This window comes from Sphingopyxis lindanitolerans (assembly GCF_002993885.1).
GTDB classification, from domain to species: Bacteria; Pseudomonadota; Alphaproteobacteria; order Sphingomonadales; family Sphingomonadaceae; genus Sphingopyxis; species Sphingopyxis lindanitolerans.
Window position 1 is genome coordinate 1199312 of sequence record NZ_CM009578.1, and the last position, 16104, is coordinate 1215415.

Genomic DNA, 16104 nt, shown 5'->3' on the forward strand with positions numbered 1-16104 from the left:
AGGCTGGAATGACCGACAAGGATATCAAGGCAAGCGGCGGCGCGCGCGCGCCGGTCACGCGCCGCGACCTGATCGCGGGGGGCGCCTCTTTCGCTTCCCCCCTCGCCCTTCCCGCCATCGCCCGGACCAGAAAGACCGCCATGCCCAGCCCCGCCGATGACCTGCTCGACCGCCACGACGCCCTCGGCCTCGCCCGCCTGGTGCGCGACAAGGCGGTATCGCCCGGCGAGCTTTTGGACCAAGCGATCGCGCGCGCCGAGGCGGGCGATGCGCGCTTCAATTTCATGGCGCAGAAACTCTATGATTTCGGGCGCAAGGCGATTGCCGACGGCTTGCCCGACGGGCCGTTTCGCGGCGTGCCGTTGCTGCTGAAGGATCTGCACACCAATATCGCGGGCGAACGCACCGGCCAGGGTAGCCGCTTTTATGCTGATTATCGCCCCGACTTCACTTCGGAACTGGTGCGGCGCCACCAGGCGGCGGGCTTCGTCATCTTCGGCAAGACCACGACCCCCGAATTCGGCCTGACCGCGACGACCGAATCGCTCGCCTGCGGACAGACCCGCAATCCCTGGAATCCGGCGCGCATCGCGGGCGGGTCGAGCGGCGGCAGCGCGGCGGCGGTCGCCGCCGGGGTCGTGCCGATCGCGCACGCCTCCGACGGCGGCGGGTCGATCCGCATCCCCGCCTCCTGCTGCGGCCTGTTCGGGTTGAAGCCGAGCCGCGGCCGCGTCCCGATGGGGCCCGCGCGCACCGAAGGCTGGGGCGGCCTGTCGACCCAGCACGCAATCAGCCGCAGCGTCCGCGATTCGGCCGCGATGCTCGACGCAACCCATGGCATCGAGGTCGGCTCGCGCTATGGCGCGCCGACGCCCGAGGGCAGTTTCCTGTCGCAGGTCGGGCGCGACCCCGGCAAGCTGCGCGTCGCGCTGATGCTGCAAACCCCGGCGGGCACCCCCGTCGACCCCGAATGCGTCGCCGCCGCGCGCGCCGCGGCAAAGCTGCTCGAAAGCCTGGGCCATCATATCGAGGAAGCGGCGCCCAAGGTCGATGTCGCCGCGCTCGGCACCGCCAATTTCGCGGCGATCTCGACCGCACTCGCCGTCGATGTCGAGGATCGCGCCAAGCTGACCGGCATCGCCCCCTCACCCGATGTGCTCGAAAAGGTGACGCTGACCTTCCTCGAATATAGCAAGCAGTTCCGCGGCATCGACGTGGCGCGCGCGAACAATGTCTTTCAGGAAACGGCGATCGCGATCGCCCGGTTCATGGTCGATTTCGACATCATCCTGTCGCCGACGGTCGCGGCGCCGCCGATCGAATTGGGCCGGCTCGGCCTGATGCCCGACGATTTCGCCACCTGGGGCCGCGACATTGCCGCGTTCACGCCGTGGACCGGCCTGTCGAACGCGACCGGTCAGCCCAGCATGTCGCTGCCGCTTGCCATGTCGAAGGACGGGCTGCCGATCGGCGTGATGATGACGGGGCGCTATGGCGACGAAGCGACCTTGCTGCGCCTCGCGGGCCAGGTCGAACGCGCCGCGCCCTGGTTCGACCGGCGCCCGGCCTGACCGCCGCCCGGCCGCTGAACCGGCCGATCCGATCGATGACGAAAGAAAGAGGCAGATGATGCGCGGATTGAAGGACAAGGTGGCGATCGTCGCCGGCGGCGGACGCGGGATCGGCGCGGCGACGGCGATGCGGCTGGCCGATGAAGGCGCGATCGTCGTCATCGGCGACATCAACGAACAATGGGCCGCCGACAGTGCGCAGGCGATCGTCGACAGGGGCGGCCGCGCGGTCGGCGTCCATCTCGACGGTACCAGCGCGGCCTCGCAGGCGGCGATCGTCGCGGCGGCGCAGGGCCGCTTCGGCGGCCTCGACATCTTCCATTCGAACCTCGCCGGCGGGACCGAAGGCGATGTCGATGCGCTGAACTGTCCCGAAGAGGTGTTCGATCGTTCGGTCGCGATCAATCTCAAAAGCCATTTCCTCGCGACGCAGGCGGCGCTTCCGGCGCTGATCGAACGCGGTGGCGGCGCGATGATCTATACCAGCAGCGGCGCGGCGTCGGGGGCTTCGCCGTGGCAGGTCGCCTATCCGATGACCAAGAACGGCATCCATGCGCTGGCACGCCACGTCGCGAGCAAATGGGGCAAGGAGGGCGTGCGCGCCAATGTCATCTGCCCCGGCCTCATCATGACCGAAGCGGTGGCGCAGCATCTTTCGGACGATCAGGTGCGCGACATGCGCAGGCGCACCCCCTCGGCGCGGCTGGGCGAGCCGGGCGACATCGCCGCCGCGGTCGCCTTTCTGGCATCCGACGACGGCGCCTATGTCAACGGCCAGGTCTGGCACGTCAACGGCGGGACGCAGATGCGTGACTAGGATCAGCGATCGGGCCGGACAGCGATTGGAGAGAATGATTTGAACAATATGGCTGCAATCCCGGCGACCCCGACGCGCCGGTCGAACCCGTGGACGGTGTTGTTCGTCTTCCTCCTTATCTATATTTTCAACTATGCCGACCGCTATCTGATTTCGGGGCTGGTCGATCCGATCAAGGCCGAATTCGGCGTCGGCGACCAGTTCATGGGCCTGCTGATGGGCCCGGCCTTCGCGGTCCTCTATACGACCGCGGGCATCCCGATCGCACGGTTTGCCGATCGCTCGTCGCGGATCGCGATCATCTGCGCCGGTTGCCTGATCTGGAGCCTGTTCACCGGCCTGTCGGGGCTCGCGACCTCGCCCTGGATGCTGGCGCTCGCGCGCGTCGGCGTCGGTATCGGCGAAGCGGCCTTCGTCGCGCCCGCCTATTCGATCCTGTCGGATTATTTCCGCCCCGAACGGCGCAGCTTCGCTTTCGCCATCCTGGGTCTCGCGGTCTATTTCGGACAGATCACCGGCTATACCGCGGGTCCGGCAATCGCCGAGGTTCATAGCTGGCGCATGGCCTTCATCGCCATGGCGGTGCCGGGGGTCATCCTGTCCGCCGCCGCCTGGTTCCTCGTCCGCGAACCCGAACGCCGCCACGCCGCGACGACCGCCGCGCAGATGGCGTTGGCGCCGCTGGTCCACAAGCTGGCGCGCGCGCGCGCCTTTACCCTCATGATGATCGGCATGGGCCTTGGCACCTTGTCGGGGGTCGGTTTCGGATTCTGGGGGCCGACGCTGTTCAGTCGCCTTTATGACCTGCCGCTGGCGAGCGCGAGTTCCACCTTCGGGCTCTATTTCGGCGGTGCGGGCCTGTCGGGCATGCTCTTGTTCGGTGTCGTCGCCGACCGGGCGGCGAAACGCGGCCTCGAATGGCCGCTGCGCATGGCGGCGGGCGCGCTGTTCGCGGCATCGGTGTCGATCCTGCTCGTGACCTGGAGCGATCACATCGCGATGGCGAAACTGTTCGCGATCCCGGCGGGGCTGCTCGGCGGCGGCTGGTCGATCGGGATCATGGCCTCGCTGCAATATCTGCTCCCCGATCGCTTCCGCGCCACCGGCACGGCGCTGTTCATCATGGTCACGACCTTCCTGGGTTTCGTCCTCGGCCCGTGGCTGACCGGCGCGCTCAGCCAGATGTTCGGCGACGACGCGCTGTCGCTGCGCTTCGCGCTCAGCATCATCATCCCGACCGGCCTGATCGGCGCCGCATCGATGGGGTTAGCGGTGCGCCATCTCGAAGCCGATCGCGAACGATTGGCCGGGATCGCGGCGGACCCGGCCGCGCGCTGAAACACGGCACGGTCGCAACGAACCGACCCGACGTTTCGACCGGATGATGAAAGGCTGGACTGGCGTGTGAAAAAACATAGAAACGGCAGCATGAGAAACGGCTTTGAAATCGACGATATAGATCGCGCGATCATCAGCGCGCTGCGGCAGAACGGCCGCGCGACCAATCAGCAGATCGCCGAAGGGCTCAGCCTGACGGCGGCGACGGTGTCGAGCCGCATCCGGCGGATGGAGGCGGCCAACAAGCTGCGCGTCGTCGCGGTCTCCGATTTTCGCGCGCACGGCTATAATGTGCTGCTCGAAGTCGCAATCGAAGTCGACAATCGGCCTGCCACCGATGTCGCGGAGGAACTGGCCGAGCTTCCCGAGGTTTTCGCGGCGCACCTGACCACGGGCCGGTACGACATCGACCTGCTCGTCGTCCTGCAATCGATCGACGAGCTTCCCGACCTGCTGATGAACAAGTTCGGCCGGATCAAGGGCATCCGCTCGATGATCCCCGCCATTGCCGTCGACGTCGTCAAATATCAATTCGACGTCGCCCCGATCGAAGCGCGAGAAGATTGATGGCCGACACTCCAATCGACGACATGGATCGCCAGCTCATCGACATGCTGTCGCGCGACGCGCGCATCTCGAACCGCAAGATCGCGCTCGCGCTCAACGTCACCGAGGGAACGGTGCGCGGCCGGATCAAGCGGTTGCAGCAGGACGGGCTGTTGTCCTTCACCGCGATCACCAGCTTCGATCTCGGCACCGCCAACAAGCTGGCCTTCGTCGGCGTCCAGGCCGACATCGGCAGTCTGCGCCAGATCGCCGACACGATTGCGACCATTCCCGAGGTGACGAGCGTGCTGATCACTATGGGGCGGTTCAACATCCTCGCCATCTGCCTGTTCGACGAACTCGCCGATCTGCACGCGGTGGCGTCGGACCAGATACTGGCGCTCGCCGGCGTGCACCATGTCGAAACGTCGGTCGCGGTGAAGACGGTGAAATACAACAGCCGGATCGTTCGCATCACCGACCGGCAACAGCCGAATGGCGCCGATTAATGCGTAGTCATTTATCGGTCAATCTACGCATTTCGATAGTATATAGGCTAAGATAGCCGATCATCTTGGCATTCATGGTTGCATAATCTACGACCTGTGATATTCTTGAACGAAGAATCGCAGGGAGAGACGGCAATGGCGACCAGCAAGGACTATCGGCTCGGCGAATATGCCTATCCGCGCGGCTGGTTCATGGTCGGCCGGTCGGCCGACGCCACGACCAAACCCGAAGCGGTGCGCTATTTCGGCGAGGATCTGGTGCTCTATCGCGGCGAGAGCGGGCGCGTGTTCCTGATGGAGGCCTATTGCCCGCACATGGGAACCCACCTCGCGCTCAACACGACATCCTATGTCGTGGTCGATGGCACCCAGGTCGAGGGCGACAATATCCGCTGCCCCTATCACGCCTGGCGCTTCGGTCCTGACGGCCGCTGCAATGAAATCCCCTATTCGCCCGCGCCGCCACCCAAGAAGGCATGCCTCAAGAGCTGGCCGGTCACCGAACGCGCCGGATGCCTGTGGGTCTGGCACGACCCGGAGAGCGTGGCCGCCGACTATCCCCTGCCCGACTTCGCGCAATGGGACGATCCGCAATGGATCAATTGGGACATCGAGTTCCTCGGCACGCTGAACAGCCATCCGCAGGAAATCGTCGACAATATGGCCGACAAGGGTCATTTGGTCCCCGTCCACGGCAGTCAAGACATGGAATTGTTCGAAAATATCTTCGACGGCCATGTCTGCAAGCAGATATTGAAGGCGGGACACCGCACGCTCAACAGCGGCGACGAAGGCATGACCAACGACACCTGGTACACCGGCCCCGGCATCCTTCAGTCGGCGATGGTCGGCGACTATCCGTCGCACATGCTGATCGCGCACACGCCGGTCGATGATGGCGTCGTCAAGGTCTGGTATGGCCTGTTCGTCAAGGCGCCGAACCCCGTTCCGACCGAAGAAGATGCCGCCATCGCCACCGCCTATTGCGACGCGGGCGTCAAGGCCTTTGCCCAGGATTTCGAAATCTGGGCGAACAAGCGCCCGTGCATCCACCCGATGATGGTCCGCGGCGACGGCCCCTTCGACAAGGTGCGGATCTGGTACAAGCAGTTTTTCAACCCGCGTGCCGATGCGCATCAATATCAGGCGCGCGTCAACGGCACCTATGTCGCGCGCGGCACGCTCCGCGACCCGTGGGGCGACGCGGCCTAGCCGAACGCGGACAGCCGGGCCGGTCGGCCCCGGCATCTGAACCATATTGTCGGCCCGCCGCACCGCGATCCCCGCGCTTGCGGGTGGCCGCCCCTATCCCGCCAGCATAGCCGCCGCGCACCCTCGCACTCGTGCGCCCTCGATGGGCAATCGGCGGTGAAAATGCCTAAAATCGTTGTGATTATCGATATAAAGAGGCTGTATATCGCGATTTGCGTAATAGATATTGACATTTTATACGAATTTTGTCCAAATGCAGGCCAAGGCCAGCTCGCAGAGTTCGCCATCAAGGGAGGGATGATATGCAGACCCAATTTCGAACTGCCGGCGCGGCGCTGGCCGCAAGTGTCAGCATCCTGGCGATGTCAACGCCCGCGCTCGCACAGCAAGCGCCCGCCGAAGAGGCGTCCAAACTCGACGAGATCGTCGTCACCGCGCAGAAGCGCGAACAGAATTTGCAGGATGTTCCGATCGCGATCAGCGCGATCGGCCGCGCGAAGCTCGAACAGCTTCAGATCGAGGATGCGCGCGACCTCTCCGGCCTCGCGCCCAATCTCACCATCTCGCCCCCGACGACGAACTTCAGCGCGGCGGTGATCTCGATCCGCGGCATTCCCTCGGGCGCGCAGGAAACCTTTGGCCTCGATCTTGCGAACGCGGTCTATGTCGATGGCATCTACATCGCGCGGTCGAGCGTCGCCGGCATGGGCGTGCTCGATCTCGAACGCGCCGAAGTGCTGCGCGGGCCGCAAGGCACCTTGTTCGGCCGCAACACGACCGGGGGCGCGATCAGCTTCATCTCGCGCAAGCCAAGCCAGGATTTCCAGCTCCGCGCCGAGGCCGGCTATGGCAATTTCAACGCTTGGAACGGCAAGCTCACGCTCGACACCGGCGAATTGTTCGGCGGTCTCAAGACCAGCTTCAGCTATGCGCACAGCCAGCGCGACGGCACGGTCGACAATATCCTCGAACCCCGCGATTCGCTTGATCCGGGCGCGCGGAAAAGCGACGCTTTCCGTGCCGCCTTTCTCGCCGACCTCGGCGGCACGGGCAGCATCCAATATATTTTCGACTGGGCTCGTATCCATGGTGCTCCCCCCGCGTTCCAGCTCACCAACACCGCCGACGGAACGATCAATCCGCCGATCGTCATCAACGGCCAGCCCGTCGTCGCCACCCAGCAGGCGCCGGTGGAGCAATATCTGGCCGCAGCGACCTTCCTCGAGCCAGGTTGCGCCGCGCTCGGCGTGCCGACGCGCGTCTATCGCGACAAGATCTGCCTGAATTCCAACGGGCCGCTGACCGACAAGTCGTGGGGCCACAATCTTCAGATCCGCAACGATTTCGGAGGCTTCGCCGTCAAGCTGACCGGCGGCTATCGCCAGTATCAGAGTGTGAACGAGGGCAACGACCTCGACGGGCTGGGCACGATCCAGGGACCGGCCTTCACCAACGCGACGCTGTTCAACGGCATGCCCGAATCGCTGCTGCAGTTCATCCCGACGATCCCTGCGGCGGCGCGCCCCTTCATCGCGGCGGCGGCGGTTCCGACCACGACGCAGGATCTGTTCGACATCACCCACGTCAAGAAGCACAAGCAGTTCAGCACCGAGCTCGAAGTCTCGGGCGACAGCGACCTGCTCGACTGGGTGGTCGGCGGCTTCTATTTCTGGGAAAAGGGATCGGAGTATAATCCGCAGACCAGCGCCTTCATCCTCGACACAAACAGCATCTTCCTTGCCAATTTCGGACCACTGGGGCCAGGCTTCGCCGCCGCAAACCCGGCCCGCTACCGCGCGGTCGTGACGCCGGCGATCCTCGATTATACCGCGACCAACGAATCGAAGGCGATCTATGGTCAGACGACCATCTATCCCGGCGGACGCGACAGCCCGCTCAGCCTGACCGTCGGCGCGCGCTATACGTGGGACAGTAAGAAGATGGTGCGCGTGCAGAATGGCGCGGTGCCGCTGACGCAGATCGAATCGGGCCAGGACAGCTTCCGCAAATTGACCTGGAACCTGATGGCACGCTATGAATTCACCCCCGAGGCGAGCGTCTATGCCCGCGCGGCGACCGGCTATCGCTCCGGCGGCTTCAATGCGCAGGATCCGGTGCTGCCGGGGACGACGACGCTGCCCAACTTCAAACCCGAAACGGTGACCTCCTATGAAGTCGGCGTGAAATCCGAACTGTTCGATCGCCGCGTCCGCCTGAACATCGCCGGATATTATAATATCTACGACGATCTGGCGGTCATCGTCCCGGTCACCGACGGGCCTCCCGGAACCTTCGCATCGCGGATCGGCAACGCCGGCAAGGTCACCTATGCGGGGATCGAGGCTGATTTGCAGGCCGCGCTCACCGACAATTTCTCGATCGACGGAACGATCGGCTATATCGACATCAAGACCAAGACCTTCATGGCCGGTCAATCGACGACCGCGGGCGACCCGCCGGTCAACATCGCGTCGGTGGTTCGCCCGACCTATACCGCTCCGTTGACCGCCAACGTGGCACTCAATGCGCGCTTTCCCGTCGGGGCGGGCGGCGCCGAGCTGGTCGGGCGCGTCGGCTATACGCACGAGGATGGCCGTTACAGCTTTGCCAGCGCGATCGCCTCGCCGTTCAACGACCTGCTGAAATCCGATCCGCGCGACGTGGTCGATGCCCAGCTCGCGATCGAAAAGCTGCCGCTGGGCGGCGGCGAGGCGCGCGTCATGCTGTGGGTCAAGAATCTGACCAACGCGCACGACTTCGTCCGCGGCATCGACTTCGGGCCGCTCGGCTATGCCGGTGGCTATTATGCCGATCCGCGCACCTATGGCGTGACGCTGGGCATGAAGTTCTGATCCGCATCATCGGGGGCGGTCGTCGCGCCGCCCTCTCCATTCGAAACAGGTCAGGCCGTCCCGGGATTCTCCCCGGGGCGGCCTGATCCTTTTGACCGCCTGTGAACGCTGAGCGCTCGCAAAGTCCGCTCGTGCTGAGCGTGATGACATTGGTTTGAATCGCCATTGCGGAGATCGACGGCGGCCTTGCCTCGGAAACGGAAAAGGGCGGCCCCACCGGGACCGCCCTTTGCCTTGCCATTCCGTCCGAAGATCAGATCTTGCCGGTCAGTTCGGGAACCGCATTGAACAGGTCGGCGACGAGGCCAAAGTCCGCGACCTGGAAGATCGGCGCGTCCTCGTCCTTGTTGATCGCGACGATCGTCTTCGAATCCTTCATGCCCGCCAGATGCTGGATCGCGCCCGAGATGCCGATCGCGAAATAGACTTCGGGGGCGACGATCTTGCCGGTCTGGCCGACCTGATAATCGTTGGGGACATAGCCCGCATCGACCGCGGCGCGGCTGGCGCCGAGCGCGGCGTTCAGCTTGTCGGCGAGCGGGACGATCACTTCCTGATATTTCTCGCTCGAACCCAGCGCGCGGCCACCCGACACGATGATCTTGGCCGAGGTCAGCTCGGGACGATCCTGCTTGGCGATTTCGGCGCCGACGAAGCTCGACAGACCGGCGTCGCCGCCCGCCGAGACGGCTTCGATCGTTCCCGAGCCACCCGTCGTGGCGGCCTTTTCAAAGGCCGTGCCACGCACGGTGAGAACCAGCTTGGCATCCGACGATTCGACAGTCGCGATCGCGTTGCCGGCGTAGATCGGGCGGGTGAAGGTCTTCGGACCCTCGACCGACAGGATTTCCGAAATCTGCATGACATCGAGCAGCGCGGCGACGCGCGGCGCGATATTCTTGCCGGTCGTTGTTGCGGGGGCGAGGAAGGCGTCGTGCGACGCCATCAATTCGGCCACCAGCGGCGCGATATTTTCGGGCAGGTTGTGACCAAAGGCGGCGTTGTCGGCGACATGCACCTTGCCGACCCCGGCGATGCCGGCGGCTTCCTTGGCCACCGCATCGACGTCCGAACCGGCGACGAGCAGATGGACTTCGCCGAGCTTCGACGCGGCGGTGACCACCGCGAGCGTCGCGTCCTTGACGGCCTTGCCGTCATGTTCGACCCAAACGAGCGTTTTCATGAGTGCACTCCCATGGCTTTCAACTTGGCAACCAGTTCATCGACATCGGCGACCTTGACGCCCGCCGAGCGTACGGGCGGTTCCGACACCTTGATCGTCTTGACCCGCGGCGCCGTATCGACGCCGTAATCGGCGGGCGACTTGGTATCGAGCGGCTTCGACTTCGCCTTCATGATGTTGGGCAAGCTCGCATAGCGCGGCTCGTTCAAACGAAGGTCGGTGGTGACGATCGCGGGAAGCTTGAGCTTCACCGTCTCGAGGCCGCCATCGACTTCGCGCGTCACGTTGACATGATCGCCATCGACATTGACCGCACTGGCAAAGGTGCCCTGCGCCCAGCCGGTCAGCGCGCCAAGCATCTGTCCGGTCTGGTTGTTGTCGTCGTCGATCGCCTGCTTGCCGAGGATGACAAGGCCGGGCTGTTCGGCGTCAGCGATAGCCTTGAAGATTTTCGCAAGCGCCAGCGGCTCGACGGCATCGTCGGTCTGCACCAGGATCGCACGGTCGGCGCCCATCGCCAGCGCGGTGCGCAGCGTTTCGGTCGCCTTCGCCGGGCCGACGCTGACCGCGATGACCTCGGTCGCGACGCCCTTTTCCTTCAGGCGGATCGCTTCCTCGATGCCGATCTCGTCGAACGGGTTCATCGACATTTTGACATTGGCAAGGTCGACGCCCGTGCCGTCGGACTTGACCCGCGGCTTCACGTTATAATCGAGCACCCGCTTGACGGGGACGAGGATTTTCATGGGCTCAAAGCTCCTCTCAAAAATTGTGCACTGCGCCATAATTGCGCTTTACGTAAACGTCAACCAGCAGTCGCGCACCCTCCCCCTTTTGGGGAGGGTGGCTGCTTCAGGCCGCGCGGACTTCCGCGACGATCTTTTTCGCCGCATCGCCAAGGTCATTGGCGGCAACGATCGGCAGGCCCGAATTGGCGAGGATATCCTTGCCCTGCTGGACGTTCGTGCCCTCCAGGCGAACGACGAGCGGCACCGACAGATTCACTTCCTTCGCCGCGGCGACGATGCCGTCGGCGATGATGTCGCACTTCATGATGCCGCCGAAGATGTTGACGAGGATGCCCTTTACCGCGGGGTCCTTGAGGATGATCTTGAACGCCGCGGTCACCTTTTCCTTGCTCGCGCCGCCGCCGACGTCGAGGAAGTTCGCCGGGAATTCGCCGTTGAGCTTGATGATGTCCATCGTCGACATCGCCAGACCGGCACCATTGACCATGCAACCGATGTTGCCGTCGAGCTTGATGTAGGCGAGGTCATATTCCGACGCCTCGACCTCGGCCGGGTCTTCCTCGGTCAGGTCGCGCAGGGTCGCGATATCCTTGTGGCGGAACATCGCATTGCCGTCGAACGCCACCTTGGCGTCGAGCACGAGCAGCTCGTCGCCATCCTTGCCTTCGCAAACCGCGAGCGGGTTGATTTCGATCTGCTCGGCATCGGTGCCAAGGAACGCGGCATAGAGGCCGGCCAGAACCTTGGCCGCCTGCTTGGCGAGATCGCCCGACAGCCCCAGCGCTGCTGATACGCTGCGGCCATGGTGCGGCTGCAGCCCCGTGGCGGGGTCGATGGTGATCGTGTGGATCTTTTCCGGCGTATTGTGCGCGACGGTTTCGATGTCCATGCCGCCTTCGGTCGAGGCGACGACCGCGATCCGGCTCGAGCCGCGGTCGACGAGCAGCGCGAGGTAGAATTCCTGCTTAATGTCGGCACCATCGGTGATGTAGAGGCGGTTGACCTGCTTGCCATGCTCGCCGGTCTGGATCGTCACCAGCGTGTTGCCGAGCATGTCCTTCGCCGCGGCTTCGACCTCCTCGATCGTCTTGGCGAGGCGGACGCCGCCCTTCGCGTCGGGACCGAGTTCCTTGAACTTGCCCTTGCCGCGACCGCCGGCATGAATCTGCGCCTTCACGACATAGAGCGGCCCGGGAAGCTGCTTCGCCGCGGCGACGGCTTCCTCGACGCTCATCGCAGCGATGCCCTTGGGCACCGCAACGCCAAATTTCGCGAGCAGTTCTTTCGCCTGATATTCGTGGATGTTCATGAGGTCTGCCGGGCCTTTCGACTCTGTATAAGGGAGAGAAGATCGGCGCCGCATAAGCACAAGTTGCGCGGCAAGGCTACCCCTGCGGCGACAAGAGATTCTATCGGACGGGCGCCGCCCGCCTTTTCATTCGGTCAGGGAAAACCGATCAGCGCAGCGCGCAAAGCGCCGCCGAACTCGTCGACACCGTCAATATTTCGGGATCCCCCAGCGCGCGCACCTTGTGCAGGAATGTGCCGAGCGACAGGTCGGTGATCCTTTTGCCCTCGAGGCTGCCGAGCGCCGACAGGCGGCGGAGCTGGACGAGCGACAGCCGGTCGACCATCCGTTCGGCCATGCACGCCGACATCGCCTGCGACAGGCCGGCATTGTGCAACCCGTTGCGCAGCCGCGTCTCGGGCGTCGCGCAGCTCGCAAGCGCCAGCGAGGCGGCGATCAGGGGGAACAGAGCCAGCCGTATCATGCCTATTGTCCGTGAAATTCGGCGACCGCGCCCGATACCGCCTGCATCAGCGCCATGCGCGCCGGGATCGACGAGGTCGTGGTGCCCATCATGACGACAATCGCATAGCGCGTGCCATCGGGGGCGGTGGCGATGCCGATGTCGTTATAGCCCGCGGTCATGCCGTTCAGATCCTGGCCGGTGCCGGTCTTGTGAAGGAATTGCCAGCCCGGCGGCAACCCGGCCTTCAGCCGTTTCGGGCCGCTGTGGGTGCGGGTCATCACGCCGAGCAGATAGTCGGTCGATGCGGGCGACAGCAAGGTGCCGCGCGCAAGCCGGGTCAGCGCGCTCGCGATCGCCGCCGGGCTCGCGCCGTCGATCGGATCGGCCAGATATTTGTTCATCGCCGCCTGGCGCGTCGCCATCGGCAGCGCGGCGCGCGCGGTCTGGAAATTGCGGCCGGCCGAATAGCTCTGCTGCCAGGTCAAGCCCGCGGTCGCACTCTGCAACAGCCGCTCGCCGGGGCCGAAGCGGATCGACCCCAGATCCTTTTTCGTGATGAAGGCGCGCACCGCATTGGGGCCGCCGACGGTGCGCAGCAGGCTGTCGTTCGCCAGATTGTCGCTGTGCGTGATCGCGGTCTCGATCAGGTCGCGAACACTCATTGTCACGACGCCTTCCGATCGCACGCGCGCGGCGAGCGGCTGGTGAAAAACCACCAGATCTTCAGGACCGATGCGGACTTTCTGGTCCAGACTGATGCGGCCGTCATCGACGGCGTCAAGGACACTCATCGCCACCCAAAGCTTCGACACGCTCTGCTGCGGGAACAGATCGGCGCCGCGCTGCGTGATCGCCCACTCGCCATCGATGCGCTGGACCGCGATGCCCGTCTTGCCGGGGAAGGCACGCCACAGCGAGGCGATGCGGTCGCCCAGCCCGGGAGCGGGGCGGCGAAAGCCGGGATCGAGCGTGCCGCGCGGCGGCGGGGCCGACGAACGGACGGGCGCTCCGATCGGAACGGTGACGGCGCCCGAGCCATTATGGGCAGTCTGTGCCTGGCGCGGTGCCGGCACCAGCGCCGCGCTGCTGACGCATCCCGCGAGCAGGGCGGCCCCGATCATCGTGCCGAACAGCGACCTGCCCGAAAATTTGCGCCTCATTATAACCCCGCGGTGCGACCGTCTGTTGTTTTCCCGACCCCTTGTGGCCGGGCTCATTCGTCCCGCAGGCGCGGCGGGCGAACCAGCGATTTGCGACGAATGATTCCGCACGCGCGGTGAGCAGCGGAACAAGGCCCGTCTAGGGCGCCGGGGCGCCGCGAACAAGGCCGGGAAACAGCCGCTTCAGCGCCGTAAGCTTCGGCGCGTCCCAGCGGACGATATAGGGATTCGCCGGATGGAGCCGCATGAAATTCTGGTGGTAGGATTCGGCCGGATAGAAAGTCTTGTAGCGTTCGACCGGAACGATGACCGGCTTTCTGAAATATCCGCCCTTGCCGATCTGCGCGAGATAGGCGGTCGCGACCTGCCGCTGCGCGGCGTCCATCGGCACGATCGCGGCGCGATATTGGGTTCCAGCGTCGGGGCCCTGGCGATTCTTGAGCGTCGGGTCGGCAACGACCGAAAACAGCACGCGTAGCAAAGTACCATAGCTGACCTGGCCCGGATCATAGACGATCCGCACCGCCTCGGCATGGCCCGAGGTGCCGTCGTGCGTCAGATCATATTTCGCGGTCGCCCTGCTGCCGCCATGATAGCCCGCTTCGACCGAGATCACGCCCTTCACCTGCGAAAAGACGCCCTCGACCCCCCAGAAGCAGCCACCCGCGAGCACCGCCGTCGCGCGCTTCGCACTCACCGCGGGATCATAGGCCGCGGCGGGCAATTTGACGATGTTCTCGGCCTGCGCGGGCGCACACTGAGCGAGGAGCGGCGCCGCGATCAGCACGGCGAACGCGCGCCGGATACGCATCACAAGGAAAGCGCAAGCCCCGAATGCTGGAGCATCACGATCAGTCCACCGATAGCGAAGCCGGCGAGCATGGTCGGAAACCAGTCGGAGCGAAGCATGGTCAGCATGGGAGCCTCTTGTCATATTGATCGTTTTGCGGGCGATGCCGCCCCGGTTACACCGAACGATATGGCGCGCCCCTTGCCGCCGTGCAGTGATGCCGATCACCTATAGGGACGAGGGCTTACCGAAGGGTGAACCGGATGGTTGTGCGAGGTTCAGGAAGGCGAGAGCCATCCCCTCCTCTTCCGAGGAGGGGCGTTAACGGTATCAGCTCAGCGCCGCGCACGCCTGCTGGATGCGGACGCACGCTTCCTTGAGCGCCGCCTCCGACGTCGCGTAAGACACACGGAACGCCGGCGACAGGCCGAACGCGCCGCCGTGCACCGCCGCGACGCGCGCCGAATCGAGGAAATAGTCGATCAGCGCTTCGTCGCTCTCGATCCGCTTTCCATCGGGGGTCTTCTTGCCCATGCAGCCGCTCGCATCGGGGTAGACGTAGAAGGCACCGTCGGGAACCGGGCACGACAGGCCGGGCGCGTCGTTGAGCATCGCGACGACCATGTCGCGGCGCTTGCGGAACGCGGCGTTGCGGTCGTCGAGAAATTGCTGCGGCCCACCGAGCGCCGCCGCCGCCGCCGCCTGGGCGATCGAGCAGGGGTTCGAGGTCGACTGCGACTGGAGCTTGCCCATCGCCTTGATGATCCAGGCGGGGCCGCCGGCAAAGCCGATGCGCCAGCCGGTCATCGCATAAGCCTTCGAACAGCCGTTGACCGTCAGAATGCGGTCGATCAGATCGGGGCAGCGCTGCGCGAGTGTCGAAAAGGCGAAATCGGCGTACCAGACATGCTCATACATGTCGTCGGTCATCACCATCACATGCGGATGGCGGCGGATCACGTCGCCGATCGCGTCGAGTTCTTGCGGAGAATAGGCGGCGCCCGACGGATTCGACGGCGAGTTGAACATCACCCAGCGGGTCTTCTTCGTGATCGCCTGGTCGAGCTGCGCGGGAGTGATCTTGTAGTTTTGCGCCGCGGTGCCTTCGACAATCACCGGCGTCCCGCCGCAGAAGGCGACGATGTCGGGATAGCTCACCCAATAGGGCGCGGGGATGATCACCTCGTCGCCCGGATCGACCGTCGCGACGAGCGCGTTGAAGAGCGTGTGCTTGCCGCCGACGTTGACCGTGATCTGATCGAGGCCGTAGTCGAGGCCGTTGTCGCGGCGAAACTTGCCGCGGATCGCTTCCTTGAGCGCGATCGTGCCATCGACGAGCGTATATTTGGTCTGGCCGTTCCGGATCGCCTCGATCGCCGCTTCCTTGACGAAATCGGGGGTATCGAAGTCGGGTTCGCCCGCCGAAAGGCCGATCACATCGACCCCTTCGGCCTTCAGCTTGGTCACGCGCGCGGTCATCGCGAGCGTTGCCGAGGGCTGGATGCGGCCCAGGGCAGCGGATATATGCGGCTTCAGCGACATGGAAAGGCGGTCCTTCGCGGGCGAATTGACAGGAAATTGCGCGGGGCCGCGCCTAGAGCTTCCGTCCGCAATTCGCAAGCG

Annotated in this window: 14 protein-coding genes; 7 read left to right on the forward strand and 7 right to left on the reverse strand. The window is 64.7% G+C overall.

Translation table 11 applies throughout. The annotated features are described in order from the left end of the window. The first annotated feature begins 8 nt into the window (after positions 1-8). The 7 genes from CVO77_RS05750 to CVO77_RS05780 all read left to right on the forward strand — a co-directional run bounded on the left by CVO77_RS05750 (position 9) and on the right by CVO77_RS05780 (position 8845). Positions 9-1571 carry an amidase gene (locus CVO77_RS05750; protein WP_192878872.1) on the forward strand — a complete coding sequence of 521 codons (1563 nt, stop codon included), beginning with the start codon at positions 9-11 and terminating at the stop codon, positions 1569-1571. A 55-nt stretch (positions 1572-1626) separates the two neighbouring features. Further along, positions 1627-2388 (forward strand): SDR family NAD(P)-dependent oxidoreductase, encoded by a 762-nt coding sequence (locus CVO77_RS05755; protein ID WP_242446113.1) that lies wholly within the window; start codon positions 1627-1629, stop codon positions 2386-2388. A gap of 48 nt (positions 2389-2436) precedes the next feature. Continuing rightward, a complete protein-coding gene (locus CVO77_RS05760) occupies positions 2437-3726 on the forward strand; it encodes a spinster family MFS transporter (protein ID WP_146130827.1) in 1290 nt (429 codons plus the stop codon). 90 nt (positions 3727-3816) lie between these two features. Continuing rightward, positions 3817-4293 (forward strand): Lrp/AsnC family transcriptional regulator, encoded by a 477-nt coding sequence (locus CVO77_RS05765; protein ID WP_105998289.1) that lies wholly within the window; start codon positions 3817-3819, stop codon positions 4291-4293. After that, the gene (locus CVO77_RS05770; protein WP_105998290.1) at positions 4293-4781 is read left to right on the forward strand and encodes an Lrp/AsnC family transcriptional regulator; all 489 of its coding nucleotides are present in this window, start codon (positions 4293-4295) and stop codon (positions 4779-4781) included. Before CVO77_RS05765 ends, CVO77_RS05770 begins: the two co-directional genes overlap by 1 nt. A gap of 135 nt (positions 4782-4916) precedes the next feature. Continuing rightward, the gene (locus CVO77_RS05775; protein WP_105998291.1) at positions 4917-5993 is read left to right on the forward strand and encodes an aromatic ring-hydroxylating dioxygenase subunit alpha; all 1077 of its coding nucleotides are present in this window, start codon (positions 4917-4919) and stop codon (positions 5991-5993) included. Positions 5994-6295: 302 nt separating this feature from the next. Beyond that, entirely contained in the window at positions 6296-8845 is a 2550-nt protein-coding gene (locus CVO77_RS05780; RefSeq protein WP_105998292.1) for a TonB-dependent receptor, read from the forward strand. 253 nt (positions 8846-9098) lie between these two features. On the opposite strand, the gene CVO77_RS05785 is transcribed toward CVO77_RS05780, so the two are convergent. The 7 genes from CVO77_RS05785 to CVO77_RS05815 form a co-directional block, all read right to left on the reverse strand. Next, positions 9099-10028, reverse strand: a complete 930-nt coding sequence (locus tag CVO77_RS05785; RefSeq protein ID WP_105998293.1) for an electron transfer flavoprotein subunit alpha/FixB family protein — start codon at positions 10026-10028, stop codon at positions 9099-9101. Next, positions 10025-10774 (reverse strand): electron transfer flavoprotein subunit beta/FixA family protein, encoded by a 750-nt coding sequence (locus tag CVO77_RS05790; protein ID WP_105998294.1) that lies wholly within the window; start codon positions 10772-10774, stop codon positions 10025-10027. The genes CVO77_RS05785 and CVO77_RS05790 overlap by 4 nt, the downstream gene beginning before the upstream one ends. Before the next feature lie 106 nt (positions 10775-10880). After that, complete coding sequence (gene sucC, locus CVO77_RS05795; protein ID WP_105998295.1) at positions 10881-12086, reverse strand: ADP-forming succinate--CoA ligase subunit beta; 1206 nt, start codon at positions 12084-12086, stop codon at positions 10881-10883. Between the two features lie 148 nt (positions 12087-12234). Beyond that, entirely contained in the window at positions 12235-12549 is a 315-nt protein-coding gene (locus CVO77_RS05800) for a hypothetical protein (RefSeq protein WP_105998296.1), read from the reverse strand. A gap of 2 nt (positions 12550-12551) precedes the next feature. Next, positions 12552-13691, reverse strand: a complete 1140-nt coding sequence (gene bla, locus CVO77_RS05805; protein WP_105998297.1) for a class A beta-lactamase — start codon at positions 13689-13691, stop codon at positions 12552-12554. Between the two features lie 139 nt (positions 13692-13830). Then, positions 13831-14496 (reverse strand): peptide-methionine (S)-S-oxide reductase MsrA, encoded by a 666-nt coding sequence (msrA, locus tag CVO77_RS05810; RefSeq protein ID WP_106000670.1) that lies wholly within the window; start codon positions 14494-14496, stop codon positions 13831-13833. A gap of 315 nt (positions 14497-14811) precedes the next feature. Beyond that, complete coding sequence (locus tag CVO77_RS05815; RefSeq protein WP_105998298.1) at positions 14812-16023, reverse strand: pyridoxal phosphate-dependent aminotransferase; 1212 nt, start codon at positions 16021-16023, stop codon at positions 14812-14814. Positions 16024-16104: the final 81 nt, after the last annotated feature.